Raw genomic sequence first — 22,559 nt, 5'->3', positions numbered from 1 at the left:
TTCTCTTGATCCTCTCAACGAGAATGGGGGACTTGCCCCCATTTTTTAATTCTAAGCAACCCGTTCTTCAAAAAGATGAAGCTGAGACACACTGATCCAAACCGTTTGGTTCGGTCTAAATTGATGAAGGCGTGCTTCATCGGGTGTCAGGGCAATTTCGATCAGTCTGCCATTACGATCTTGTAATTCAGCAACGACTTTTCCAGCAATCCAGACTTCTCTTAAAAAGGTAGCTTGAATGGTGTTATCTGTTGGTTGTGCATGAATATGTAGTTCATTTGGTCGAGCAAATGCTATCACTTTACCATGAGGTGTTTGCGAGGCATTCGGTAAAATAATTTTGTCATCGCCCAATTGAATTATGTTTTCATAATAATGTCCATCAAAGCGATTGGCTTGTCCTAAAAAGTCGAAAACAAACGGGGTCGCTGGCTTTTCGTATACTTCACGTGGTGAACCGATTTGCTCGACATTCCCTTTATTCATCACAATAATCTGATCGGCAACTTCAAGCGCCTCTTCTTGATCGTGTGTCACAAAAATCGAGGTAATATGTAGCTCGTCATGCAGTGTCCGTAACCAGCGTCGCAATTCCTTACGCACTTTGGCATCCAGCGCACCAAATGGTTCGTCAAGCAGTAGCACGCGCGGTTCCACTGCCAGTGCACGGGCCAATGCAATACGCTGGCGCTGACCACCCGAAAGTTGAGAAGGGTAGCGATCGGCTAAAAAACCGAGTTGAACCAGATCCAGCAAACGTGTTACGCGCTTTTTAATCTCTGCTTCCGATGGGCGCGTCCGCCGTGAGCGTACACGTAAACCGAAGGCAATATTGTCAAATACGGACATGTGGCGAAACAGCGCATAATGTTGAAATACGAATCCCACTTGACGCTCACGCACATGAATATCGGTGGCATCGGTGCCTTCAAGCAACACTTGCCCGCCATCTGCCGATTCTAGTCCGGCAATAATACGTAAAAGCGTTGTTTTTCCGCAGCCTGATGGTCCTAACAATGCCACCAGTTCACCTTCTGGAAAGTCTAATGAAATATTTTTTAATGCATGGAATGCACCAAAATGTTTTTCAATATTTTTAACTTGAATACTCATTTGTCATTCCTCAAGATGAAGTTGAATCATGTTGTTTGTTTTGTTTTTCCTGACGCACTTCCACCCATGTTTTTAAAATCAGGGTCACAATCGCCAGTAGCGCCAACAGTGAAGACACGGCAAAAGCGGCACTAAAGGTGTATTCGTTGTATAAAATCTCGACATGCAGTGGCAAAGTATTGGTTTCACCGCGGATATGTCCTGAAACCACAGAAACTGCACCAAACTCACCCATCGCGCGTGCATTACACAAGATCACACCGTAAATTAAGCCCCATTTGATGTTGGGTAAGGTCACTTTCCAAAAGGTCTGCCAGCCCGATGCACCCAAAACCATCGCCGCTTCTTCTTCTTCAGTGCCTTGCGCTTCCATTAAAGGAATCAGCTCACGTGCCACAAAAGGTACGGTAATAAAAACAGTAGCCAATACAATCGCAGGTACGGCATACAATACCTTGATGTCATGATCCATAAACCATGGCCCGAACCAGCCTTGCATACCAAAGATCAAGACCAGCATCAAACCTGCAATTACAGGTGAAACTGAAAACGGTAAATCGATTAAGGTCGTGAGTATCGATTTTCCGGCAAATTGAAATTTTGCCACGGCCCATGCTGCTGCCACACCAAAGATGACATTGAGTGGTACCGCAATTGCTGCCGTAAGCAAGGTTAGCTTGACTGCCGAAAAAGTGTCTGGATTAATCAGTGCATTGATATATACCTCGACACCTTGTCGAAATGCTTCTACAAAGACCAAAATAAGGGGCAGAATCAGGCAGCTTAAAAAGAACAGTAACGCAATACTCAGCAGCGTATAACGAACCCACTTGGGCTCGCGTGTGGCATCACGGCTTTGAAGCTTTTCTGCCAGTAAATGACTATCGGTGACTAAGCTCATTTCACTGTTCTCCCGGTACGGCGGCTCGCCCATGCTTGTAAAAGATTGATCGCAAACAAGATTACAAAGGAAATCACCAGCATCACGACCGCAATTGTGGTTGCAGCCTCATAGTCATATTCTTCGAGTCTAGAGATAATCATTAGTGGTGCGATTTCTGTTTTAAAAGGTTGATTGCCAGCAATAAAAATTACTGAACCATATTCACCCACGCCACGTGCAAACGCTAAGGCAAAACCGGTGAGTAAGGCTGGAAATAAAATGGGCAAAATAATTTTGGTGATAATTTGAAAACGGTTGGCACCCAGAGCCGATGCAGCTTCCTCAAGTTCGGTTTCGATATCGCTTAAAACCGGCTGCACAGTACGTACTACAAAAGGTAATCCAATGAACACCAAAGCGAGGGTAATGCCAATCGGTGTATATGCAACCTTAATACCAAGCGGCTCAAGATACTGACCCACCCAGCCAGTCGAAGCGTATAGCGAGGTGAGGGCAATACCTGCAACCGCAGTAGGTAAGGCAAATGGTAAATCCACCAACGCATCGACAATACGTTTACCCGGAAAGCTATAGCGCACCAAGCACCATGCCAGAAGCAAGCCAAACACTACATTAATGAGCGCGGCAATCATGGCAGTCGTAAAACTGAGTTGCAAAGATTTAAGAATGCGCTCTGAACTCAGGATCTCCCAGAGTCCATCCCATCCCACACCCAGAGATTTGATAAAAACGGCAGATAATGGAATAAGCACGATTAAAGATAAATATGCAAGGGTAAAGCCCAGTGAAAGACCAAACCCTGGCAGCACTCGGGATCGCTGCGACATGGTAACTCCTGAAAAAGAGCAGGTTTGCTCAATCAAGCAAACGAAAAATAAAAAATCTTAATCCCAACATTGATTTACAGTGCGAAGCCAAAAAATCGATTGCTGTAACGCGCACGTACAGATCCAGTACGCTGTTTTTCTGGGAGAATGTAATCAAATATTTCTGGAAAAGGACCGAAACCCGAAGCCACATTGATATGACCAACGTGGCCTAGGCTGACGGCCTTTAACTTCCAGCAGTGTGCAAGATGCTGTGCATCTTGCACATGTAGCCACGGATCATTTTCACTCATCAACAACTGTGTTCGAACGATTGGTCTAAGTGATTCAAAATAGGCTAAATAATTGTTGGTGCTGTCTCTGGCGAATCCTGCATCTCCAAAACGCGCTGGATTCGCGGGTGCAACCAAGGTCAAATGCTTGATCTTGTGCGTCAGATCTGGATGCTCTTTCAAAGCCGCCAAACTGGTTAAACAGCCAAAACTATGCGCCACCAGTTGTACTGGTCCATGAATTGAGCGTACATGCTTCGCCAGTTGTTCTACCCATTCAGAAAGTACAGGTCGATGCCAATCGGCTTGTTCGACACGTGAGCATGACTGCAGTTGACGTTGTAACCATGACTGCCAATGATGTTGTTCACTACCACCAACACCCGGAACAATTACTGTATGAATCATCGTCATGCTCCTGAACGCTCAATTATTTTGCGCTATTTTCTTTGACAATTTGGTCAAAGACGCCGCCATTACTAAAGTGTGCCTTTTGTACTTTATTCCAGCCGCCAAACTCTTGATCAATCGTGACCAGTTTGAGTGGCTTAAAGGTGCCGCTGTAGCGTTTCAAAATATTTTGATCACGTGGGCGATAAAAGTTTTTCGCCGCGATATCTTGGCCTTTAGGTGAATACAAGAAGTTTAGATAAGCTTTCGCTAGGTTTTCGTTGCCATCTTTTTGAACATTTTTTTCTACAATTGCCACAGGTGGCTCAGCTAAAATTGAAAGCGAAGGCGTAATAATTTCAAACTTGCCGGGTTGTTCACGTACCGCCAGATAAGCTTCGTTTTCCCATGCCAATAACACATCGCCAATACCGCGCTCAGCAAAGGTTGTGGTCGCACCACGAGCACCTGAATCAAGCACTTTGGTCTGTTTGTAAATTTGGCGCACAAAATCGCGTGCTTTGGCGTCTGAACCATATTTATGTTTTGCCCATGCCCATGCCGCTAGGTAGTTCCAGCGTGCACCACCTGAGGTTTTTGGATTTGGCGTAATAATTTCGACACCTGGCTTGGTAATGTCGCTCCAGTCTTTAATACCTTTTGGGTTACCTTTACGGACTAGAAATACAATCGTTGAGGTATATGGTGTTGAGTTATTTGGAAATTTCTTTTGCCAGTCGGGTGGTAGTAGTTTTGCTTTATCGGCAATTTCATCGATATCAGCAGCCAAAGCAAGGGTAACCACATCGGCTTGCAACCCATCAATCACTGCACGTGCTTGTTTGCCAGAACCTCCGTGTGATTGTTTAAAGTTAATCTCTTGACCAGTACGTTGTTTCCAGTACGCACCGAACTCTTTATTGAAGTTTTCGTAGAGTTCACGTGTTGGGTCATAAGACACATTTAAAAAGTCTTTTGCTGCAAATGAAGAAACGGAGATTAATGCAGCCAGTACCCCAATTTTTAACTGTGCAAATCGCATATTCATATCCTTAAATAGGTTAGTTCTAAATCTAAAAAGGAGAATACAATGAGTTACTATCCATAAAAAATAATAAAAAATGAATTTTATATGAATAAAAAAGAAATAAGAAAATGCATCATTTTTATGGTTCGGTTTTACACTAAGCTGCCAAAAAATAGAGAAATTGCCTATGTGGTGCTTTAAAAATGCTCAACCCGTTGCGTCTGTTGCTTTACAGGATCGCGCATTTCAATATGGGGATGGGTGTTTTTCGACAGCACGCATTGTGAAAGGGCAGATTCAACTGGTCAATCGACATTATGAGCGCTTGAACTATGCCTGCCAGCAATTGGGATTAAATGTTGATTTAAAGCTGATTGAGCAAAGCCTCAAGCAACTGACTCATCAGGAGATAGTGCTTACCGGAACGCTGAAACTTTTGATCAGTCGGGGTGAAGGCCCACGAGGCTATAGCGTTCCAGATCATAATGCGGATCTGTATGTATTTTTCTATCCGCAAGCCTATAGTGACACCGCACCGCAGTATGTAGAGGTTGGTCTGTTACCACGCCGTATCGGATTGACCATGCCAGATATGGTCGGTATCAAGACGCTCAATCGACTCGAACAAGTCTTGCTCAAGCAGCAGGCAGATCAGTACGGCTGGGCAGAAGCACTGGTGGCAGATTTAAACGGGAATATTGTTGAAGGCGTAAGCAGTAACTGCTTTATTTACTTAAATAACGCATGGATTACGCCCGAACTTCGCTATAATGGCGTTCGCGGTTTAATGCGAACTGAAATTTTGGATCGGGCCCAACAGGCCGGTATCGATATTCTTGAACGTCAGATTCATCTCGATGAACTCGATCAGGTTCAGGCGCTATTTTTTTGTAATACGCTTCATCCGATGACCATTGCCTCGCGGATGCATTCGCGATCTTTAAGTACCGAGGCATGTTTGACACTTTTCCACACTCTTAAACTGAATCAGATTGATTGATATGTCGAAGCAGCCCACAAAGCCGAAATCTAAAAACACATCGCAAAAACTGCCTTCTTCGGGGTGGAAAAAACATCGTTTCACATGGGTACTATTGATCATCTTAGTGGCCATGTTTTGGGTGCTATGGAGTAATTTGTTTCGTGCCTACCCAATCGAAGGTAAAAAACAAATGCTGTCGATTGCTCCCGGTGATACCTACACGCGATTTATCGACCGTCTGGGTCGTGATGAAAAAGTCAGCTTGCCAATCGTTTTGAAAATTTATCAAAAGTTTTTTATTCATGACAGTTTAAAAGCAGGCGTATATGAAATTCAGCAGGGCATGAGTATTCGACAAGTTCTGGCAATGCTCTCAAACGCCGATAATGCGCAAATGAATCGTATTTTGGTGATTGAAGGTACCACTTTTAAACAGTTGGTCGAGATTCTTAAAAAAGATCCTTTGGTTGAAAAAAGCGTGGTCAATTTACCGCAACAAGAAATGTTGAAGGCTCTGGATATTCCGTACGATCATCCTGAAGGACTATTTGCACCAAACACCTATTTTTTTGCCAAAGGTGAGTCGGATAAAAAAATCCTGACCGATTTGTATCGCTATCAAATGAAAACCTTAGATGAGGCGTGGCAAAAGCGAGCACCGAGTCTGCCGTATAAAAATAAATATGAGGCTTTGATTATGGCCTCGATTATTGAAAAAGAAACCAGTTTGGATTCAGAGCTACGTCAAGTTTCGGGCGTGTTTGTACGTCGTCAAAAATTGGGTATGCGATTGCAAACAGATCCGACTGTTATTTACGGTATGGGTGAGCGCTATACCGGCAATATTACCCGTCAGGATTTGCGTACACCCACTGCCTATAACACATACACCATGGCCGGATTACCCCCAACCCCAATTGCATTGCCAGGTAAAAAAGCCATTGAGGCTGCCATGCATCCAGACAATTCTGACAATATTTATTTTGTTGCTACTGGCAACGGTGGGCATAAATTTAGTGCGACTTTGCAGGAGCACAATCAAGCGGTTCAACAGTATTTGTCCGTGTTAAGATCGAAAAATTAAGGTATTTGAATGTTTATTAGTTTTGAAGGCACGGAAGGTGTAGGAAAAACCACGCTCATTCGTAAGCTGTACGAATATTTTGAGGCAGCCGGTCAGCAGGTGGTACTTACCCGTGAACCGGGAGGGACACCGCTTGCAGAACAGATTCGCAGTTTACTGCTTGCTGTTAATCATAGCGAAAGTATGAGTTCAGACACTGAACTATTGCTAATGTACGCGGCGCGTGCGCAGCATATTCAAGAAGTCATTCAGCCTGCATTGAAACAGGGGAAACTGGTTCTGAGCGATCGTTTTACCGATGCCAGCTATGCTTATCAATGTGCTGGCCGTGGTTTAAGTAAAGACAAACTTTCGATTTTGAATCAAACCTTTGTCAATTGTATGCCTGAGCTGACTTTCTGGTTAGATGCACCGATTGAGCTGGGGATGTCGCGTGCGCGCGAGCGTGGAGAGCTGGATCGTTTTGAACAAGAAAAAATGACTTTTTTTAGTCGTGTTCGTGCAGGCTATGAAGAGTTGAGCCTGCAATATCCAGAACGCGTCAAGCGTCTGGATGCGACACAAGCGCCAGATCGAGTATTTGAAGCTGCGCTCGAGCATTTAGAAGCACGAATCTGACTTTAGATTCGTGCTAGGCCTTTATGCCAGATTGACGAGCGGTTGCTCCACTTCAAAATGAGGTGGAGTGAGCACCGTTTTTCGAAGTTCTGAGCCAAGCTCTGGATAATCCAGTGTGTAATGTAAGCCGCGTGATTCTTTGCGCTGCATGGCACAGCGTACAATCATCTCGGACACCAATACCAAATTCCGTAGTTCAATCAAATTCTTGCTGACGCGGTAATCTTGATAATATTCGGTAATTTCACTTTTAAGCATTTCGATGCGATGCAGTGCACGCTGTAGACGCTTGGTTGTTCTGACAATCCCCACATAATTCCACATGGTTGAACGTAGCTCATCCCAGTTTTGTAAAATCACCACATCTTCATCGGCATTGGTCACTTGTGAGTCGTCCCATGCAGGCACATCTGGAAAATCAAACGGTTGAGTAAATTTTCGCTCAATATCAGACGCTGCGCCCATCCCATAAACAAAGCATTCAAGCAGTGAATTACTGGCCATACGGTTTGCACCATGCAATCCGGTGTACGATGTTTCACCAATCGCATATAGCCCTTCAAGATCGGTCTGACTGTTTTCGTCGACCACCACACCCCCACAGGTATAATGTGCAGCCGGTACGACTGGAATCATGTCCGTGGTAATATCAATGCCCAGTTCCAGTAAGCGCGCATACAGGGTGGGAAAATGCTCCTGAATAAATGCTGCCGGCTTATGGGTAATGTCGAGCCAGACGTGACGAATGCCAAGTCGTTTAATCTCAAAATCGATCGCACGCGCCACAACGTCGCGTGGCGCCAATTCTGCACGTGAATCAAACCGAAGCATAAAACGTTCACCATCGGGTAAACGTAAGTAGGCACCTTCACCGCGCATGGCTTCAGTAATCAGAAATGAGCGTGCTTGTGGATGATATAAACAGGTGGGATGAAACTGGTTGAATTCCATATTGGCAACCCTGCAACCTGCACGATAGGCCATCGCAATCCCGTCACCTGTTGCAATATCCGGGTTAGACGTATACAGATAAGCCTTCATGGCACCACCGCAAGCCAATGCGGTAAAAGGCGCCAAAAATGTATGGATTTGATCTGTTGCTTCTTCAAGTGCGTATAAACCTACTGCACGATTGGGTTGATCTGCGTGTCCAAGCTTATGCAGACTAATCACATCAATGGCGACGAAATTTTCAAAAATTGTGAGATTGGGTGCCTCTTGTGCACGCTGCACCAATGTGGTCGAAATGGCCTTTCCGGTTGCATCCGCTGCATGAATAATACGACGCTGCGAGTGTCCACCTTCACGGGTCAGGTGAAGCTGTGCATCTTCATCGAGAGTAAACTCAACCCCTTGTTTTAATAAGAAATCAACGGATGGACGTCCGCCTTCCACGGTTTGCTTGACCGCATCTAATTCACACAGGTGCGCACCAGCAACCATAGTGTCGTCGATGTGTTGTTGAATAGAGTCGGTTTTATCGAGTACAGCAGCTACGCCGCCTTGCGCATAAAATGTGCTGGCTTCAGTGAGAGAAGATTTGGCCAAAATCGCAATATTGAAATGGCTCGGAAGTGAGAGTGCGAGACTTAAGCCGGCTCCGCCACTGCCCACAATAATCACATCAAACTGATGCGTAGAATTTAAATTAGACATGTCCATCAGCTAATTTTAAAAAAGTCTGATAATAACAACGCTTTTTTGCAAAAAAGGCAAGACTTCGACCGGTTTGAGGTGAATAAAAATTTCAATCATATTTCAATTTTGTAACGGAAAACTAAGGTCTTGTTTTGCCACCACTAATTAAACATATTATTACGAAATGTCTAAAAATCTTGTGATAAAAACAAAACGATTGAAGCGAATTGTGTAGGTGTAATTTGTGATGCGTAATAGTTATTTAAAAAAAGGATTGTATGCGGTAACGTTTACCGTGGCAGCTGCACAAGTAAATGCAGCAGCACCTGTGGACTTTTCCAATCTGGTCGAGCAAGTCAGTCCGGCGGTGGTCAGTGTCAGTGTCGTCAAGAAAATGACGCAAGAGGAGCTATTACAGCAGCAAGTTCCTGAAATCCTACGCCGTTTTTTTGGAAATCAGGTCATTATTCCACAGCAGCAGGCACCGCAAGAAAAAACGGGATACGGCAGTGCATTTTTTATCAGCAAGGATGGCTACTTGCTCACCAATCATCATGTGGTTGAGGATGCATCACGCATTACCATCACGTTAAATGATCGTCGCGAAATTGATGCCAAAGTGGTTGGAAGTGATGAACGTACCGATGTGGCTTTATTGAAAGTTGATGGTGCGAATTTTCCTGCATTAAAAATTGGTAATGTCGATCAGCTGAAAGTAGGACAGCCTGTTTTAGCGATTGGCTCGCCGTTTGGTTTTGATTATTCGGCATCTGCGGGGATTGTCAGTGCAAAATCACGCAATATGGTGGGCGAAACCTCAGTGCCTTTTATCCAGACCGATGTAGCATTAAATCCGGGCAACTCGGGCGGCCCATTATTTAATCAGCAAGGTGAAGTGGTCGGGGTCAATTCCCGAATTTTCAGCGGTACAGGCGGTTATATGGGGTTGTCGTTCTCCATTCCAATTGATGTGGCAATGGACGTTGCACAGCAATTAAAAACCAAGGGCAAAGTCACACGTTCGTATTTGGGTGTAATGCTACAAGATATTGACCGGAATCTTGCCGATGCCTACAACTTACCAAAACCTGAGGGCTCGCTGATTAATCAGGTTACACCGGGTTCACCTGCGGCCAAGGTTGGTTTAAAGGCAGGGGACATTATTATGAAATATAATGGCAACCCGATTTCACGCACTTCTGAGCTACTGAATTATCTGAATCGAACCATGCCGAAACAGGTGATTCAATTGGAAATCCTTCGAGACGGTAAGCCAATGAATGTTTCGGCTACGCTCACCACAGCACCAGACGATACACCTGCAACTTCTGAAAAAGCGGCTGCACAAAACGGGCCGGTATTGGGTATGGCAATTCGTAACCTAACTACCGATGAACAAGCGCGTCTGGATATTTCGGGCGGTATTTTTGTGCAGGATGTGACCCGTGGCGGTTTGGCTTCGCGCTCAAACTTAATGCCTGGGGATGTGATTGTTCAAATCAATTCAACTCGAATTAACAATACCAGCGAGTTTGCCAGAGCGGTTGCTGCGCTTCCTAAAAATTCGGTTGCTCGCATTTCACTGATTCGTCAAGGGCAACGCGCCATGTTGGGTTTACGTATTAACTAATCGGCACAATGTTAAAACGTACTTAATTTGAAGCCAGAAGCATCTGCTTCTGGCTTTTTGTTGTTTTAAACGTGTTGTTATTATTATAAGTCCCATGCTTTTTCGGCACTGGTGATTTGCTGATAAACGTGTTGATGTTCGGCGTACTTTAAGGTGTGCCAGAGCTCGCAAAACTCTCGACCTAGATAGTGCTGGAGTGTTGTATTATTTTTAAACCGATCAAGTGCATCTAGTTGCTGCTGAGGTAAAAAAATATGTTCGTGAAGCTGCTTGATTTGGTGGGAAGGTTTAGGCATTTCCAGTGAGTGCTCTATACCATGTAAAATTCCCGTTAAAATCACCGCTACGGTTAAATAGGGATTACAGTCTGCACCAGCTACCCGATATTCGAGCCGTTGATTCTCTGCATCTGCACAGGGAATGCGGATGGCCACATTGCGGTTATTGATATTCCAGTTGGCTTCCATAGGCACATGCTGGCCGGGTTGAAAACGACGATAAGAATTGATGTTGGGTGCTAAAATTGCCATGGAAGCAGGCATTAAATCGACCAGTCCACTAATGGCTTGTTGTAATGCATTGCAGGGTTGATCTGGCGAAGAGGTACGAAAGCGATTTTGCAAATTTGAATCGCAGATACTCAGATGAAAATGCATGCCACTTCCAGCCTGATGCAAATCGGGTTTTGCCAAGAAACAGGCCTGCATATGAAATTGTTTGGCGACCTGCTTAACAATACGTTTTAACGACATGATCTGATCACACAAGGTCAGAATATCAGGACGATGTAGAATATTGATCTCATATTGGCTCATGGCAGATTCTGCGACTAGGCCTGTAATGGGAATCGACTGTAATTTCGCAATTCGTTCAATTTCTTGCAGCACCTGTAAATCTCGTTCAGGCATGTCCATATCAAAGCTTTGATTACTGAGCAGGGCATCACGTGAGCTGGCGGTGATATCAAACAAATAAAACTCAAGCTCGGCCGACATCACTGGATAATACTGCTCAGCATGTAGCTGATTGACAATTTTCTTGAGCACATTCCGAGGTTCATAGGGACAGTCTATTAGCGTGTCATCTTGCATTGAAACATACACCTGAGCGTTGAATTCAGGTTGAATCGCTGCGGGTTTTAAACTCCCTAAAATAGGACGGCATAATCGGTCTGGCTCGCCAATATATTTACCTAAACCCGTCTCTTCATTGACTTTTCCATCTAGATTCATGGCATAGACCGATAGGGGGAAATAGCAGCCTTTATCGAGTTGTCGCAGGCTGTTGATATCGATGCGTTTGCCACGAATATGACCATTGAGATCGTGCAGGCATACATCAATATGTTGTGTATTTGGATAGCGTTTCAGGTATTCTTCGACTTCCTGCAAAAACGCAGAGCTGTTATTTTTAGAATGTGCGGTGGTAGGCGCTTCAAGGTCAATGGGCAATGAGCTCACTGAAAAGCGATGTGGGGTTTGCTTTGACATTGAAACGATCAGGCTACTCATGTTTTAAACCTATCTTTGTATCGTGCTCAAAAGCGTAGATGAAGCACAGCAAGATGTAACGTAAATTCTGCGTAACTTTTTCAATGACAATAACGGACAAAAGATGAGTGCAATTTTTGATTTGGCTCTGACGGTGAGCGCTGAACACATTGATCAACTGGGTCATGTGAACAATGTGGTTTATGTGCAGTGGATGCAAGATGTGGCCAGTAAGCATGTCAATGCACTGGGGCTTGGGTTAAAACAGTATCAACAGCTTAATCATGCCATGGTGGCGGTGGAGCATCATGTCCAGTATCGTAAGGCCGCGTTTGAAGGAGATGAACTGATTTTACGCACATGGCTAGATGCGCTCGATAGTTTGTATCTATCACGCCAGTACGTATTTTATCGCCCTAAAGATCAGACAATCTTGTTTGTAGCGAAAACCAAATGGGCCTGCATCGAGATGAGTTCAGGCCGACCAAAACGCATGTCTCCGACGTTTACTCAAGCGTATCAGCCTTTATCGAAGGACATTAATCCGATTGACTTTACGATGTGTTACGCAGTTCATCCGTCTCCATAACTGCGCGATTGATTGATCTGATGGGATATCAGTGCATGTTAAAGAGATGTCATAGAACAGCGGTTTAAGTGAATAAGGGAGGCGTGGCTCAAAATGCAATGCTCTTAACCCATTTCGATTACTTTGTGAAATGCGCCGGATCGCACTATATTTTTGGTGTCTGGTTGCTTATACTGTGCAGCAATTCAGGACAGTCCTTTTTACACCTTGCATGCTATGTTCAGTATTGCGCTTTAAGGTGTACTTTTTTTCAGAGTAATCTATGGCATCGGCTAAAAAATCCGTTGATATCAAAAATATTCGTAACTTCTCGATCATTGCACACATCGATCACGGCAAATCGACACTTGCTGACCGTTTTATTCAAATGTGCGGTGGCTTGCAAGATCGTGAAATGCAAGCTCAGGTATTGGATTCAATGGAACTTGAGCGGGAACGTGGAATTACCATTAAAGCGGCATCGGTAACCTTGTATTACACGCATCCGAATGGACAAGAATATCAACTCAACTTTATTGATACACCAGGACACGTCGACTTTTCATACGAAGTGTCACGTTCACTTGCAGCATGTGAAGGCGCACTTTTGGTGGTCGATGCAGCACAAGGTGTTGAGGCGCAATCTGTTGCCAACTGCTATACCGCAATTGAGCAGGGCTTAGAAGTTTTACCGATTCTCAACAAGATTGATTTGCCACAGGCCGAGCCAGAACGCGTTATTCACGAAATTGAAGAAATTATTGGTATTGAAGCCACTGAAGCACCGACTTGTTCAGCGAAAACTGGTCTTGGGGTTGAAGGTGTGCTTGAGCGCTTGGTCGATGTGATTCCAGCACCAGAAGGTGATCGTGACGCACCACTGCAAGCACTGATTATCGATTCATGGTTTGACAACTACTTAGGCGTTGTTTCCTTGGTACGTATCAAGCAAGGTCGGATCCGTAAGGGCGACAAAATGCTGGTTAAGTCGACTGGTCAAGTGCATCCAGTCACCTCTGTGGGTGTATTCAATCCAAAACATACCGAAACTGACATGCTTGAAGCGGGTGAAGTAGGCTTCGTGATTGCGGGGATTAAAGACATCTTTGGTGCGCCGGTAGGTGATACCATCACACTTTCCGCAACGCCAGAAGTTAAAACTTTGCCAGGGTTTAAAAAGGTTAAACCACAGGTGTATGCGGGATTATTTCCAATCGATTCAAGCGATTTTGAACCGTTCCGTGAAGCGTTGCAGAAACTTCAAATTAATGACTCGGCATTATTTTTCGAGCCTGAAAGTTCTGATGCGCTTGGATTTGGTTTCCGCTGTGGTTTCTTGGGCATGCTGCACATGGAAATCGTACAAGAGCGACTTGAGCGTGAATACGATTTAGACCTGATCAGCTCTGCACCAACCGTAGTGTATGAAGCACTGACCAAAAAAGGCGATACGATTTATATCGACAGCCCGTCTAAAATGCCAGACGCCAGCACGGTAGAAGACCTTCGCGAACCGATTGCAGAATGTCATATTCTGGTGCCTCAAGAATATCTTGGTAATGTCATGACGCTATGTATCGAGCGCCGTGGTGTACAAAAAGACATGAAATTCTTGGGTAACCAAGTGTCGGTGACGTTCGAAATTCCAATGGCTGAAGTGGTTATGGACTTTTTCGACCGCTTAAAATCTTGCTCACGTGGTTTCGCATCACTCGATTACAACTTTGTCCGTTTTGAAAGTTCATCTCTGGTTAAGGTAGACGTGTTAATTAATAGTGAAAAGGTCGATGCATTGGCCATGATCTGTCACCGTCAGGATGCGCGTCACCGTGGTATTGCACTGGTTGAAAAAATGAAAGACTTGATTCCTCGTCAGATGTTTGACGTGGCAATTCAAGCGGCCATTGGTGCTCAAATTATTGCGCGCTCAACCGTAAAAGCCATGCGTAAGAATGTATTGGCGAAGTGTTATGGTGGTGACGTTTCGCGTAAGAAGAAATTGCTTGCGAAACAAAAAGAAGGTAAGAAACGTATGAAGCAGGTGGGAAGTGTTGAAATCCCACAAGAAGCGTTTCTAGCTGTATTAAAAGTAGAGAGATAACCTTTAGGACTCGCCCATGGATTTTGATTTTAATTTAATTCTCGTTCCTGTCACGCTCATTTTTTTCTTGGTGTGGCTTCTCGACAAGTTGGTGTTTAAGCAACGTGTAACCAAAGGACGGGGAAGCGAAAATTTTATCATTACTTGGGCGTACGACTTCTGGCCTGTGCTGGCCGTGGTTTTAGTGCTTCGATCGTTTATTATTGAACCATTTAATATTCCGTCTGATTCAATGGTGCCTACCCTCGAAACTGGCGACTTTATTCTGGTCAATAAATACGACTATGGTGTTCGTCTTCCGATCGTAAACACCAAAATTCTTGATGTAGGTGAGCCAAAACGCGGTGATGTGATTGTATTTCGTTATCCACCACAACCGACCATCAGTTACATCAAGCGTGTGGTTGGCCTGCCGGGCGATCATATTGTCTATGATCATGGTCAGTTAAGCATTAATGGTCAGAAAGTACCTAAAGTTGCGACTCAGTTTAGTCGTGAAAAAGACAGTTTAGACACTCCAACCTCGATTTATCATAAAGAGACCTTGGGTGAGCATACCTTTACCATGCGTGAGCTTGAAGGGGTCAACATTGCACGCCAAGCGCCGTTTATCAATTACATCGACAACGGTAAATATGCCGCTGAAGACGGAATGTACTGGGAAGTTACGGTACCAAAAGGGCATTACTTTGCCATGGGCGATAACCGTGATCAGAGTGCAGATAGTCGCTTTTGGGGATTTGTACCTGAAGAGAATCTGACTGGGCGTGCATTCTATATTTGGATGCATAAAGAACCTGGCTTTAAGATTCCATCCTTCAACCGAAATGGTACAATTGACTAAAATTAGAAATTAGGACAACAACAAATGCGCAAGTCTCAATGGGGTGCTTCGTATTTAGGTGTTTTTTTGGGGATTATTGTCTTTGCTTTAGTACTTAAAGCAGCAGTGGCAGTTGCTCCGGCTTATTGGGATGATCGAATCATCAATAACCAGATCGACGCCTTAATGCGTGAATCTCCTCGCAATATCGCGGTCGATAAATTTGTGACCCAGATGAATCAGCGTTTAGACATGAACAGTGTACGTGACGTTCGATTTAACGAGATTGCAAAGGTAACGAACAAAGGTGGTTTACGCGTTAGCAAACAATATGAAGTAAGAAGACCGTTCTTGTTTAATATTGATTTAGTTATAAAATTTGAGAAAAATTTTGAACAAAACGCAGTCCAAACTCAGTGATCCAAGATTACAGAGTCGGATCGGATACGAGTTTAAGCAGTTGGAATTACTTCAGCTTGCACTCACGCATCGATCTGTTAGTCACAAGTACAACTACGAGCGCCTTGAATTTTTGGGCGACTCGCTGTTGGGTATGATCATTGCCAATTATTTGTATCAGACTTATCCGCATGAAAATGAAGGTCGCTTAACGCGCATGCGTGCGACCTTGGTGCGTCAAGAAGCGCTTGGTAAAATCGCAAATGATTTGAAACTGAGTCGCTGTTTAATTTTAAGCACAGGTGAATTAAAATCGGGTGGACATCATCGCGAATCAATTCTGGCCGATACGGTCGAAGCGATTATCGGTGCAATTTATGTCGATAGCGCCGATTTAAATTTGTTAAACAAAATTGTTTTAAACTGGTATGTACCCTATCTGGATCATATCGAACCGACAGATCAGTTAAAAGATCCGAAGTCGCGTTTACAAGAGTATTTACAAGCACGTAAAAAACCTCTCCCTGTTTACGAGGTTGTGGATATTCAAGGGGATGCCCCTCACCAGCACTTTAAAGTAGAATGTGTGGTAGCCGGGCTACCAAATGTTTTAGGTGAGGGCTCGAGCCGCCGTTTTGCTGAGCAAGCAGCTGCGGCAGAAATTTTAAAGTTATTGGAGCAGTAATTTGCATGTCGATGCATTCTGATCAAATCAATCCAGATTCACATGATAATGATGAAAATCAATCCCCAAATCTGATTGATCAATTTTTTAGTTCCGCCGGTGTCGAGATACCTTCCGACTTCCGTAGCGGCTTTGTTGCAATTGTTGGGCGTCCAAATGTGGGTAAATCCACATTAATGAACCATTTGTTGGGTCAAAAACTTTCGATTACTTCACGTAAACCGCAAACCACACGTCATAAAATTGTGGGAATCGATTCACGCGAGAAATCTCAAGCGGTATATGTCGATACACCGGGTATGCATAAAAAAGAAGTGCGTGCGATCAACAAGATGATGAATCGTGCAGCGCACTCTGCACTGCGTGACGTGAACTTGGTGCTATTTGTGGTCGATGGTCACAAATGGACTCAAAATGACGATCTTGTGCTTGAAAAGCTCAAAAATGCAGATATGCCGGTCATTATGGTGATCAACAAAATTGATACCGTAGAAGAAAAACGCAGCTTGCTGCCTCTCATTCAAGAGCGCGCAAAGCTCATGAACTTTGCAGAAATTATTCCTGTTTCTGCGCTTCGTGGTGCAAATCTAGATCACTTGCGTGACATCATTGAAAAATACCTGCCGTTTCAACCGCCATTGTATTCTTTCGATCAAGTGACCGACCGTTCAGAGCGTTTCTTGGCCAGCGAAATTATTCGCGAAAAAATCATGCGTCAGCTTGGTGAAGAATTGCCATACGATTTGACGGTGCAGATTGAATCATTTAAAACTGAAGAACCGGCGATAAGTGAAAAGACTGGCCGTATGAAGCCTGCTTGTACCTATATCGATGCGACCATTTTTGTTGAGCGTGCTGGACAAAAAGCCATTGTGATTGGTGACAAAGGCGCTAAACTCAAACGGATTGGTATGGAAGCACGTACAGACATGGAAAAAATGTTTGAACAAAAAATCATGCTCACGCTTTGGGTGAAAGTCAAAGGTGGCTGGTCTGATGATGAGCGTGCGCTGAAAAGCTTGGGCTATAGTGATATTTAAACAAGAGTAATGTCGATGACAGTCATGATTCGCTGTGTTGTTCTGCTGGGTTGCGTGTTGATGCTTCAAGGCTGTATTACCAAGATTGTGACTGTTCCTGTCAAGGTGGCCTACAAAACCACCAAAGGGGTGGTTAAAGGTACTGCTGCGGTGGTGGGTGCCGTGATTCCCGATGGGGATGACGATAAAGACTCAGCCAAGAAGGATTAGTTTGCGTTTTTATGCGAAACCAAGTCCTTCATGGTTATCTGATTCATCACCGGCGTTATCGTGAAAAAAGTCATATCGTGCATTTGTTTAGCGAAGAATACGGTCGTATCGATGGTATTCTTCGGCAAAATCCTCCTCCGCAGTATCAGCCTTTTACCTTGCAAGCCACAGGCAAAGGTGACTTAAAAAATTTTACCAAGCTCGAAATTTTAAACTTTCCAGTTTTCTTTCAGGGCGATGCATTTTTTGCCGGATTTTATCTCAACGAAGTTTTACTGCGTTTATGCCCGCTAGAAGAGCCTATGCCAGAAACTTTCCGGCACTATCAGCACACATTGCTGCAATTACAACATTTGCATCAACAACAGGCACCGAGTCATTACCTGAAACAGATTTTACGGCAGTTTGAGCATGTGTTATTGCAAGAGCTGGGCTATGCCATCGATTTTGAAATCGATGCCAACCAGCAACCGATTAATCCGTTAGCGCACTATCAGTTTCAGTCTACAGAAGGCTTTATGCCTGTTTTACAGCACACCCAGTCGACCTTGTCTGGGCAATTGATTGGCTGTATGCAGAATTATCAAATCGGGAACGAATTTTCTCCCGACCAATTACAATTATTAGGTAAACTATACCGTCAGATGATTACATCCCTTTTGGGAGACCGACCATTAAAAAGTCGCCAATTGTGGATTCAAAATACTCAATCTCGTTCATAAATAGGATGTTTGTATGGCTGCTTTGCTTGGCGTCAATATCGATCATGTCGCAACTTTGAGACAGGCCAGAGGAACCGTTTATCCAGATCCTGTACAGGCTGCACTGGTGTGTGAGCAAGCAGGTGCCGAGGGCATTACACTGCATTTGCGTGAAGACCGCCGTCATATTCAAGATGACGATGTACGTCGTATGCGTCCAGTGCTTAGAACACGTATGAACCTTGAGCTTGCAGTGACAGATGAAATGATTGCATTTGCCAAGGAAATTCAACCTCAACATGTTTGCTTTGTTCCAGAGCGACGTCAGGAAGTCACCACAGAAGGTGGGCTAGATGTTCTGGGGAATTTTGAAAAAGTGAAAGCAGCGACAGCTGAATTAACTGCTATAGGGTGTGATGTGTCGTTATTTATCGATGCCGATGTTGCCCAGATTGATGCTGCCATTGCCTGTGGTGCGCCGACGATTGAACTGCATACAGGCGCCTATGCCGATGCAAGCAGTGAGCAACAACAGCGTGCCGAGCTAGAGCGGATTGTACGTGGCGCTGAATATGCTGCAAGCAAAGGGCTGGTGGTAAATGCAGGGCATGGCCTGAATTTAGAGAACATTACTCCGATCGCTGCGATCCCGCAGATTCATGAATTGAATATTGGTCATTCGATTATTGCAGATAGTGTCTTTGTTGGACTTGAGCAAGCTGTAAAGCAAATGAAGGCTGCGATTCAAGCGGCAGGATAAGTGAGTCAAGATGTCAAGTCCAAACTATGATGAACTGATGCAACCTGTAATTGAATTCTTGGGGTGTCAAACACCTCAAGCATGGTTGAACGAAGCGCTCAATAATCTTGAATTATTAATGCAAGATCACGCCAATTGTGAAAAAAAAGCAGCAGGAACAGCCATGAATTTGATGTTCCGCTACAGTTTTTTTACAGATCTACAGGTGAAGCTGGCGCAACTGGTGCGTGAAGAAATGTTGCACTACGAGCAAGTGCTCGAGTTGATGAAAAAACGTGGGCAGGAATGGAAGGCGGTCAGTGCAGGGCGCTATGCGGGTGAACTTCGCAAACAAATTAGAACTTATGAGCCAGAAGCACTCATTGATGTTTTAATCATTGGTGCTTTTGTTGAAGCGCGTTCGTGTGAGCGTTTTCATGCCTTGGCACCGCATGTCGATGACGAATTAGGGCGTTACTACCGATATCTACTCAAGTCTGAATCTCGGCATTTTGAGGACTATCTGGCACTGGCTTTAGAGGTTGCACAAACGGCAAAAATGAAGAACCCTGAAGAGGATATTCAACAGCGTATTGTGCAAATTCGTGAAGTAGAAAAAAACCTCATTCTCTCAGCAGATAAAGTGTTTCGTTTTCATAGTGGCGTACCAGAAGCACAGGCTGCTTAAAATAAAAAACCTCTTTGCGTAAGAGGTTTTTTTATAGCGATTTTTAGGCAAAAAAAAGCCCGCTTTAATGCTGCGGGCTTTTTGATATTTGGCTCTCCCACCTGGGCTCGAACCAGGGACCTGCGGATTAACAGTCCGTCGCTCTACCGACTGAGCTATGGGAGAATCTGAATGCGATTATAAGGAGATTTTGACAGGGGTCAAGCCAAATTTGTCATCTTTGTTTCATTTTTAGTGTGTATGTTTCTTATTTGAGCAAACTGGCTCAAATTATCAATTTTGCTTGCACGGCACGAAAATCACTGTTATGTTTTATATAAGAGAACGTTCAGATGGTCATCTGAACAGTGTGGATTTAACCAACTTGCCAGCACTAAATGGCTAAACCGGAGGGCTATATCATGCCGACTCTTCAAATTGAACAAATCTTTTCTGATTTCGCTTTCTATCAAAAAAACTATCTCGACATTATTCGCGATCCTCAGCAGTATTATCAAAATGTCACCGACGCACACATTCATTTTGCCGTTTTTAGTCAAGAAAAAATCTATTTAGGCGATTTATTGCAACTCTGGTTTGGCGATAAATGGACTGAGCATCAGGTTAAATTGCTACATGATTCAGCGGATCACTTGTGGGAACGTGCGTCTGAAAGCTGGGATAACTCATTATTTTTGTTTTCCATTGAGCGTAGCGGTTTATTTTCTCCTGCTTATGCCTATGCATGGAGCACACAAGATCAGCAGGTAAAACAGATCGAGATTGATCATACCTTTCCGTATTATTGTCATTATTTAACACTATCACGCCCTAAGCGTTATAGCTAAGCAAAATGCTGTATAAAGCTATATGATGAGCGGGATGCAGTGTATTTAAACGTATAAATATCTGTGCAAAAATAAAAATATATCAAGTGAAAAATAATGAACGATTCAGCCATAAAAAAAGCCTATCCGAAGACAGGCTTTTTTTATAAATCGGGAGCTTAACAGTTAAGCTGTTTTTTCAGCTTGAATTGATGCAATGGCTGCATCGATACCGTCAATGGATTCTGCCGCTTTTTTAATACGGGCTAATGCATCAACCAATACTTCATCTGCGGTAGCGTATGAGATACGCATAAAGCCACCAAGACCGAATGCATCACCAGGTACAACTGCAACACCAGTTTCTTCTAATAACCACTCAGAAAACTCGGTGCACGATTTGAGGCCTTTGGCACGAATCAATGGGCGAATGTTGGCATAGGCATAAAATGCACCATCCGCAGGCAGGCAAGAAATACCATGAATGGCGTTTAAGCCGTTTACAACCAAATCATGACGACGTTTGAACGCTTCAATCATTGGCTCTAACACATCTTGAGGGCCATTTAGTGCTGCTTCTGCTGCAACTTGTGAAATTGAGGTTGGGTTAGAAGTCGATTGCGACTGAATCTTCTTCATTGCGCCAATGATTTTTGCAGGACCCGCTGCATAGCCAATGCGCCAGCCAGTCATGGCATACGCTTTTGAAACACCATTTAATACAATGGTACGGTCGTATAAATCGGGTGCCACAGTCGCGATGTTGTAAAATTCATCTTCCCAACGAATCGGTTCATACATATCGTCAGATGCGATATATACTTGTGGGTGCTTGCGAAGTACATCGGCAAGTGCTTCAAGCTCTGCTTTGGTATAAATCATGCCTGTCGGATTTGATGGGCTGTTCAATACCAATAAGCGTGTATTTGGAGTAATGGCTGCTTCAAGCTGCTCTGGGGTAATTTTAAAGCGTTGCTCTTCACCGCATTTCACGATGACTGGCGTACCTTCGGCAATAATCACCATATCTGGGTAGCTCACCCAAAATGGTGCTGGGATGATTACTTCATCGCCTTTATTGAGCAACGCAAGTGCCAAATTGAAGAACGATTGTTTGCCACCACATGAAACCAAAATCTGGTTTGCTTGATAATCTAGATTATTGTCACGCTTGAATTTTGCAATAATTGCTTTTTTTAAGCCTGGCGTACCATCTACTGCGGTATATTTGGTGAAGCCATTGTGAATTGCTTCAATCGCAGCATCTTTGATGTGTTGCGGGGTATCGAAATCTGGTTCACCTGCACCTAAACCAATCACGTTTTTTCCTGCAGCTTTAAGTTCTGCTGCTTTGTTCGTAACGGCCAAAGTAGGGGACGGCTTGATGGCATTTACACGATCAGACAGACGTACGTCCACGGCAATATTCCTTCTTGTGGGATAAAAAATAAAAGCACACTATCTTAGCCCAAAAACCTCAGTTCGTGTTTTATTATCAAAACAAAAATAAAAAAACATTCAGAGACACCTGTAAATTCAGCTTGATCATCATCATTTACGATTTTTAAAAGCATCCTGAAGCAAAATCATTTAATATATGCGTTGTTCAAGAAAACTTGAGTACAGAACATGAGTCAAGCCAAGCCAAAAGCCAAAAAAGCTTTGGTTAAATTACCTTTTCCAATTGCAAATCCAGCAGATCAAAACGAAGAGGATGTCGCACACAATTATGTGCGTCCGAAACCTGAGCAGTATGCAGACCGCACCTGGATGCCACCGCGCGGAACACGTCGTTCGATGGGAAAACGCTAAGCAGCGTCATCA

Annotated in this window: 24 protein-coding genes and 1 tRNA gene; 16 read left to right on the top strand and 9 right to left on the bottom strand. The window is 44.0% G+C overall.

Annotation, left to right across the window (positions count from 1 at the left end):
• Positions 1–51: 51 nt before the first annotated feature.
• From Aso01_RS01505 to Aso01_RS01485, 5 genes are all read right to left on the bottom strand, one after another.
• On the bottom strand, positions 52–1,113 hold the full coding sequence (locus Aso01_RS01505; protein WP_004939291.1) for a sulfate/molybdate ABC transporter ATP-binding protein: 1,062 nt from the start codon (positions 1,111–1,113) through the stop codon (positions 52–54).
• A gap of 10 nt (positions 1,114–1,123) precedes the next feature.
• The gene (gene cysW / locus Aso01_RS01500) at positions 1,124–2,014 is read right to left on the bottom strand and encodes a sulfate ABC transporter permease subunit CysW (RefSeq protein WP_004939289.1); all 891 of its coding nucleotides are present in this window, start codon (positions 2,012–2,014) and stop codon (positions 1,124–1,126) included.
• Complete coding sequence (cysT, locus tag Aso01_RS01495; RefSeq protein WP_004939286.1) at positions 2,011–2,844, bottom strand: sulfate ABC transporter permease subunit CysT; 834 nt, start codon at positions 2,842–2,844, stop codon at positions 2,011–2,013. Before cysT ends, cysW begins: the two co-directional genes overlap by 4 nt.
• Before the next feature lie 74 nt (positions 2,845–2,918).
• On the bottom strand, positions 2,919–3,524 hold the full coding sequence (locus Aso01_RS01490) for an alpha/beta hydrolase (RefSeq protein WP_004939283.1): 606 nt from the start codon (positions 3,522–3,524) through the stop codon (positions 2,919–2,921).
• A gap of 22 nt (positions 3,525–3,546) precedes the next feature.
• Entirely contained in the window at positions 3,547–4,548 is a 1,002-nt protein-coding gene (locus Aso01_RS01485) for a sulfate ABC transporter substrate-binding protein (protein WP_004939280.1), read from the bottom strand.
• A gap of 172 nt (positions 4,549–4,720) precedes the next feature.
• On the opposite strand from Aso01_RS01485, the gene pabC reads away from it, so the two are divergent.
• Genes pabC through tmk form a run of 3 tightly spaced genes read left to right on the top strand, consistent with a single transcriptional unit; the run spans position 4,721 to position 7,217 of the window.
• Positions 4,721–5,533: an aminodeoxychorismate lyase gene (gene pabC / locus Aso01_RS01480; RefSeq protein ID WP_004939278.1), complete on the top strand. Its 813-nt coding sequence runs from the start codon at positions 4,721–4,723 to the stop codon at positions 5,531–5,533.
• A 1-nt stretch (position 5,534) separates the two neighbouring features.
• Entirely contained in the window at positions 5,535–6,599 is a 1,065-nt protein-coding gene (gene mltG / locus Aso01_RS01475; protein WP_004939275.1) for an endolytic transglycosylase MltG, read from the top strand.
• Positions 6,600–6,608: 9 nt separating this feature from the next.
• Positions 6,609–7,217, top strand: a complete 609-nt coding sequence (tmk, locus tag Aso01_RS01470) for a dTMP kinase (protein ID WP_004939272.1) — start codon at positions 6,609–6,611, stop codon at positions 7,215–7,217.
• A 21-nt stretch (positions 7,218–7,238) separates the two neighbouring features.
• On the opposite strand, the gene nadB is transcribed toward tmk, so the two are convergent.
• Positions 7,239–8,879, bottom strand: coding sequence for an L-aspartate oxidase (nadB, locus tag Aso01_RS01465; RefSeq protein ID WP_151752620.1), 1,641 nt, complete (start codon positions 8,877–8,879; stop codon positions 7,239–7,241).
• A gap of 223 nt (positions 8,880–9,102) precedes the next feature.
• Here nadB and Aso01_RS01460 point away from each other — a divergent pair, with 223 nt between their 5' ends.
• The gene (locus Aso01_RS01460; protein WP_004939266.1) at positions 9,103–10,485 is read left to right on the top strand and encodes a Do family serine endopeptidase; all 1,383 of its coding nucleotides are present in this window, start codon (positions 9,103–9,105) and stop codon (positions 10,483–10,485) included.
• Positions 10,486–10,568: 83 nt separating this feature from the next.
• Here the strand turns inward: Aso01_RS01460 and Aso01_RS01455 are convergent, their stop codons facing one another.
• Positions 10,569–11,996, bottom strand: a complete 1,428-nt coding sequence (locus tag Aso01_RS01455) for a glutamine synthetase family protein (RefSeq protein ID WP_004939263.1) — start codon at positions 11,994–11,996, stop codon at positions 10,569–10,571.
• A 103-nt stretch (positions 11,997–12,099) separates the two neighbouring features.
• On the opposite strand from Aso01_RS01455, the gene Aso01_RS01450 reads away from it, so the two are divergent.
• From Aso01_RS01450 to Aso01_RS01405, 10 genes are all read left to right on the top strand, one after another.
• Complete coding sequence (locus Aso01_RS01450; RefSeq protein ID WP_004939260.1) at positions 12,100–12,564, top strand: acyl-CoA thioesterase; 465 nt, start codon at positions 12,100–12,102, stop codon at positions 12,562–12,564.
• Between the two features lie 262 nt (positions 12,565–12,826).
• Positions 12,827–14,644, top strand: a complete 1,818-nt coding sequence (lepA, locus tag Aso01_RS01445; protein ID WP_004939257.1) for a translation elongation factor 4 — start codon at positions 12,827–12,829, stop codon at positions 14,642–14,644.
• 16 nt (positions 14,645–14,660) lie between these two features.
• Entirely contained in the window at positions 14,661–15,488 is an 828-nt protein-coding gene (gene lepB, locus Aso01_RS01440; RefSeq protein ID WP_004939254.1) for a signal peptidase I, read from the top strand.
• Positions 15,489–15,512: 24 nt separating this feature from the next.
• Positions 15,513–15,887, top strand: a complete 375-nt coding sequence (locus Aso01_RS01435; RefSeq protein ID WP_004939253.1) for a DUF4845 domain-containing protein — start codon at positions 15,513–15,515, stop codon at positions 15,885–15,887.
• Positions 15,859–16,551, top strand: a complete 693-nt coding sequence (gene rnc, locus Aso01_RS01430) for a ribonuclease III (protein ID WP_004939248.1) — start codon at positions 15,859–15,861, stop codon at positions 16,549–16,551. Before Aso01_RS01435 ends, rnc begins: the two co-directional genes overlap by 29 nt.
• A gap of 11 nt (positions 16,552–16,562) precedes the next feature.
• Positions 16,563–17,591 carry a GTPase Era gene (era, locus tag Aso01_RS01425; RefSeq protein WP_171063765.1) on the top strand — a complete coding sequence of 343 codons (1,029 nt, stop codon included), beginning with the start codon at positions 16,563–16,565 and terminating at the stop codon, positions 17,589–17,591.
• A gap of 15 nt (positions 17,592–17,606) precedes the next feature.
• Positions 17,607–17,801, top strand: coding sequence for an NF038104 family lipoprotein (locus Aso01_RS01420; protein WP_004939242.1), 195 nt, complete (start codon positions 17,607–17,609; stop codon positions 17,799–17,801).
• 11 nt (positions 17,802–17,812) lie between these two features.
• Positions 17,813–18,523 carry a DNA repair protein RecO gene (gene recO / locus Aso01_RS01415; RefSeq protein ID WP_004939239.1) on the top strand — a complete coding sequence of 237 codons (711 nt, stop codon included), beginning with the start codon at positions 17,813–17,815 and terminating at the stop codon, positions 18,521–18,523.
• Between the two features lie 13 nt (positions 18,524–18,536).
• Complete coding sequence (gene pdxJ / locus Aso01_RS01410; protein WP_004939236.1) at positions 18,537–19,262, top strand: pyridoxine 5'-phosphate synthase; 726 nt, start codon at positions 18,537–18,539, stop codon at positions 19,260–19,262.
• 10 nt (positions 19,263–19,272) lie between these two features.
• The gene (locus tag Aso01_RS01405; protein WP_004939234.1) at positions 19,273–19,929 is read left to right on the top strand and encodes a MiaE family protein; all 657 of its coding nucleotides are present in this window, start codon (positions 19,273–19,275) and stop codon (positions 19,927–19,929) included.
• 89 nt (positions 19,930–20,018) lie between these two features.
• Here Aso01_RS01405 and Aso01_RS01400 read toward each other — a convergent pair.
• A tRNA-Asn gene (locus tag Aso01_RS01400) sits at positions 20,019–20,094 on the bottom strand.
• 236 nt (positions 20,095–20,330) lie between these two features.
• On the opposite strand from Aso01_RS01400, the gene Aso01_RS01395 reads away from it, so the two are divergent.
• Positions 20,331–20,756, top strand: a complete 426-nt coding sequence (locus Aso01_RS01395; RefSeq protein ID WP_004939231.1) for a hypothetical protein — start codon at positions 20,331–20,333, stop codon at positions 20,754–20,756.
• A 165-nt stretch (positions 20,757–20,921) separates the two neighbouring features.
• Here Aso01_RS01395 and Aso01_RS01390 read toward each other — a convergent pair whose 3' ends face one another.
• On the bottom strand, positions 20,922–22,154 hold the full coding sequence (locus Aso01_RS01390) for a pyridoxal phosphate-dependent aminotransferase (protein ID WP_004939227.1): 1,233 nt from the start codon (positions 22,152–22,154) through the stop codon (positions 20,922–20,924).
• 210 nt (positions 22,155–22,364) lie between these two features.
• On the opposite strand from Aso01_RS01390, the gene Aso01_RS01385 reads away from it, so the two are divergent.
• On the top strand, positions 22,365–22,547 hold the full coding sequence (locus tag Aso01_RS01385; protein WP_004939225.1) for a hypothetical protein: 183 nt from the start codon (positions 22,365–22,367) through the stop codon (positions 22,545–22,547).
• Positions 22,548–22,559: the final 12 nt, after the last annotated feature.

The sequence above is a fragment of the Acinetobacter soli genome, assembly GCF_000760595.1.
Classification (GTDB): Bacteria; Pseudomonadota; Gammaproteobacteria; order Pseudomonadales; family Moraxellaceae; genus Acinetobacter; species Acinetobacter soli.
The sequence above is the reverse complement of the archived record's forward strand: the minus strand, read 5'-3'. Positions and strand labels throughout refer to the sequence as shown.

Bases quoted from the DNA above. Each gene is read 5' to 3' on its own strand.
- Aso01_RS01505 (WP_004939291.1), bottom strand. From the start codon at position 1,113: ATGAGTATTCAAGTTAAAAATATTGAAAAACATTTTGGTGCATTCCAT.
- cysW (WP_004939289.1), bottom strand. From the start codon at position 2,014: ATGAGCTTAGTCACCGATAGTCATTTACTGGCAGAAAAGCTTCAAAGC.
- cysT (WP_004939286.1), bottom strand. From the start codon at position 2,844: ATGTCGCAGCGATCCCGAGTGCTGCCAGGGTTTGGTCTTTCACTGGGC.
- Aso01_RS01490 (WP_004939283.1), bottom strand. From the start codon at position 3,524: ATGATTCATACAGTAATTGTTCCGGGTGTTGGTGGTAGTGAACAACAT.
- Aso01_RS01485 (WP_004939280.1), bottom strand. From the start codon at position 4,548: ATGCGATTTGCACAGTTAAAAATTGGGGTACTGGCTGCATTAATCTCC.
- pabC (WP_004939278.1), top strand. From the start codon at position 4,721: ATGTGGTGCTTTAAAAATGCTCAACCCGTTGCGTCTGTTGCTTTACAG.
- mltG (WP_004939275.1), top strand. From the start codon at position 5,535: ATGTCGAAGCAGCCCACAAAGCCGAAATCTAAAAACACATCGCAAAAA.
- tmk (WP_004939272.1), top strand. From the start codon at position 6,609: ATGTTTATTAGTTTTGAAGGCACGGAAGGTGTAGGAAAAACCACGCTC.
- nadB (WP_151752620.1), bottom strand. From the start codon at position 8,879: ATGGACATGTCTAATTTAAATTCTACGCATCAGTTTGATGTGATTATT.
- Aso01_RS01460 (WP_004939266.1), top strand. From the start codon at position 9,103: ATGCGTAATAGTTATTTAAAAAAAGGATTGTATGCGGTAACGTTTACC.
- Aso01_RS01455 (WP_004939263.1), bottom strand. From the start codon at position 11,996: ATGAGTAGCCTGATCGTTTCAATGTCAAAGCAAACCCCACATCGCTTT.
- Aso01_RS01450 (WP_004939260.1), top strand. From the start codon at position 12,100: ATGAGTGCAATTTTTGATTTGGCTCTGACGGTGAGCGCTGAACACATT.
- lepA (WP_004939257.1), top strand. From the start codon at position 12,827: ATGGCATCGGCTAAAAAATCCGTTGATATCAAAAATATTCGTAACTTC.
- lepB (WP_004939254.1), top strand. From the start codon at position 14,661: ATGGATTTTGATTTTAATTTAATTCTCGTTCCTGTCACGCTCATTTTT.
- Aso01_RS01435 (WP_004939253.1), top strand. From the start codon at position 15,513: ATGCGCAAGTCTCAATGGGGTGCTTCGTATTTAGGTGTTTTTTTGGGG.
- era (WP_171063765.1), top strand. From the start codon at position 16,563: ATGCATTCTGATCAAATCAATCCAGATTCACATGATAATGATGAAAAT.
- Aso01_RS01420 (WP_004939242.1), top strand. From the start codon at position 17,607: ATGACAGTCATGATTCGCTGTGTTGTTCTGCTGGGTTGCGTGTTGATG.
- recO (WP_004939239.1), top strand. From the start codon at position 17,813: ATGCGAAACCAAGTCCTTCATGGTTATCTGATTCATCACCGGCGTTAT.
- pdxJ (WP_004939236.1), top strand. From the start codon at position 18,537: ATGGCTGCTTTGCTTGGCGTCAATATCGATCATGTCGCAACTTTGAGA.
- Aso01_RS01405 (WP_004939234.1), top strand. From the start codon at position 19,273: ATGTCAAGTCCAAACTATGATGAACTGATGCAACCTGTAATTGAATTC.
- Aso01_RS01395 (WP_004939231.1), top strand. From the start codon at position 20,331: ATGCCGACTCTTCAAATTGAACAAATCTTTTCTGATTTCGCTTTCTAT.
- Aso01_RS01385 (WP_004939225.1), top strand. From the start codon at position 22,365: ATGAGTCAAGCCAAGCCAAAAGCCAAAAAAGCTTTGGTTAAATTACCT.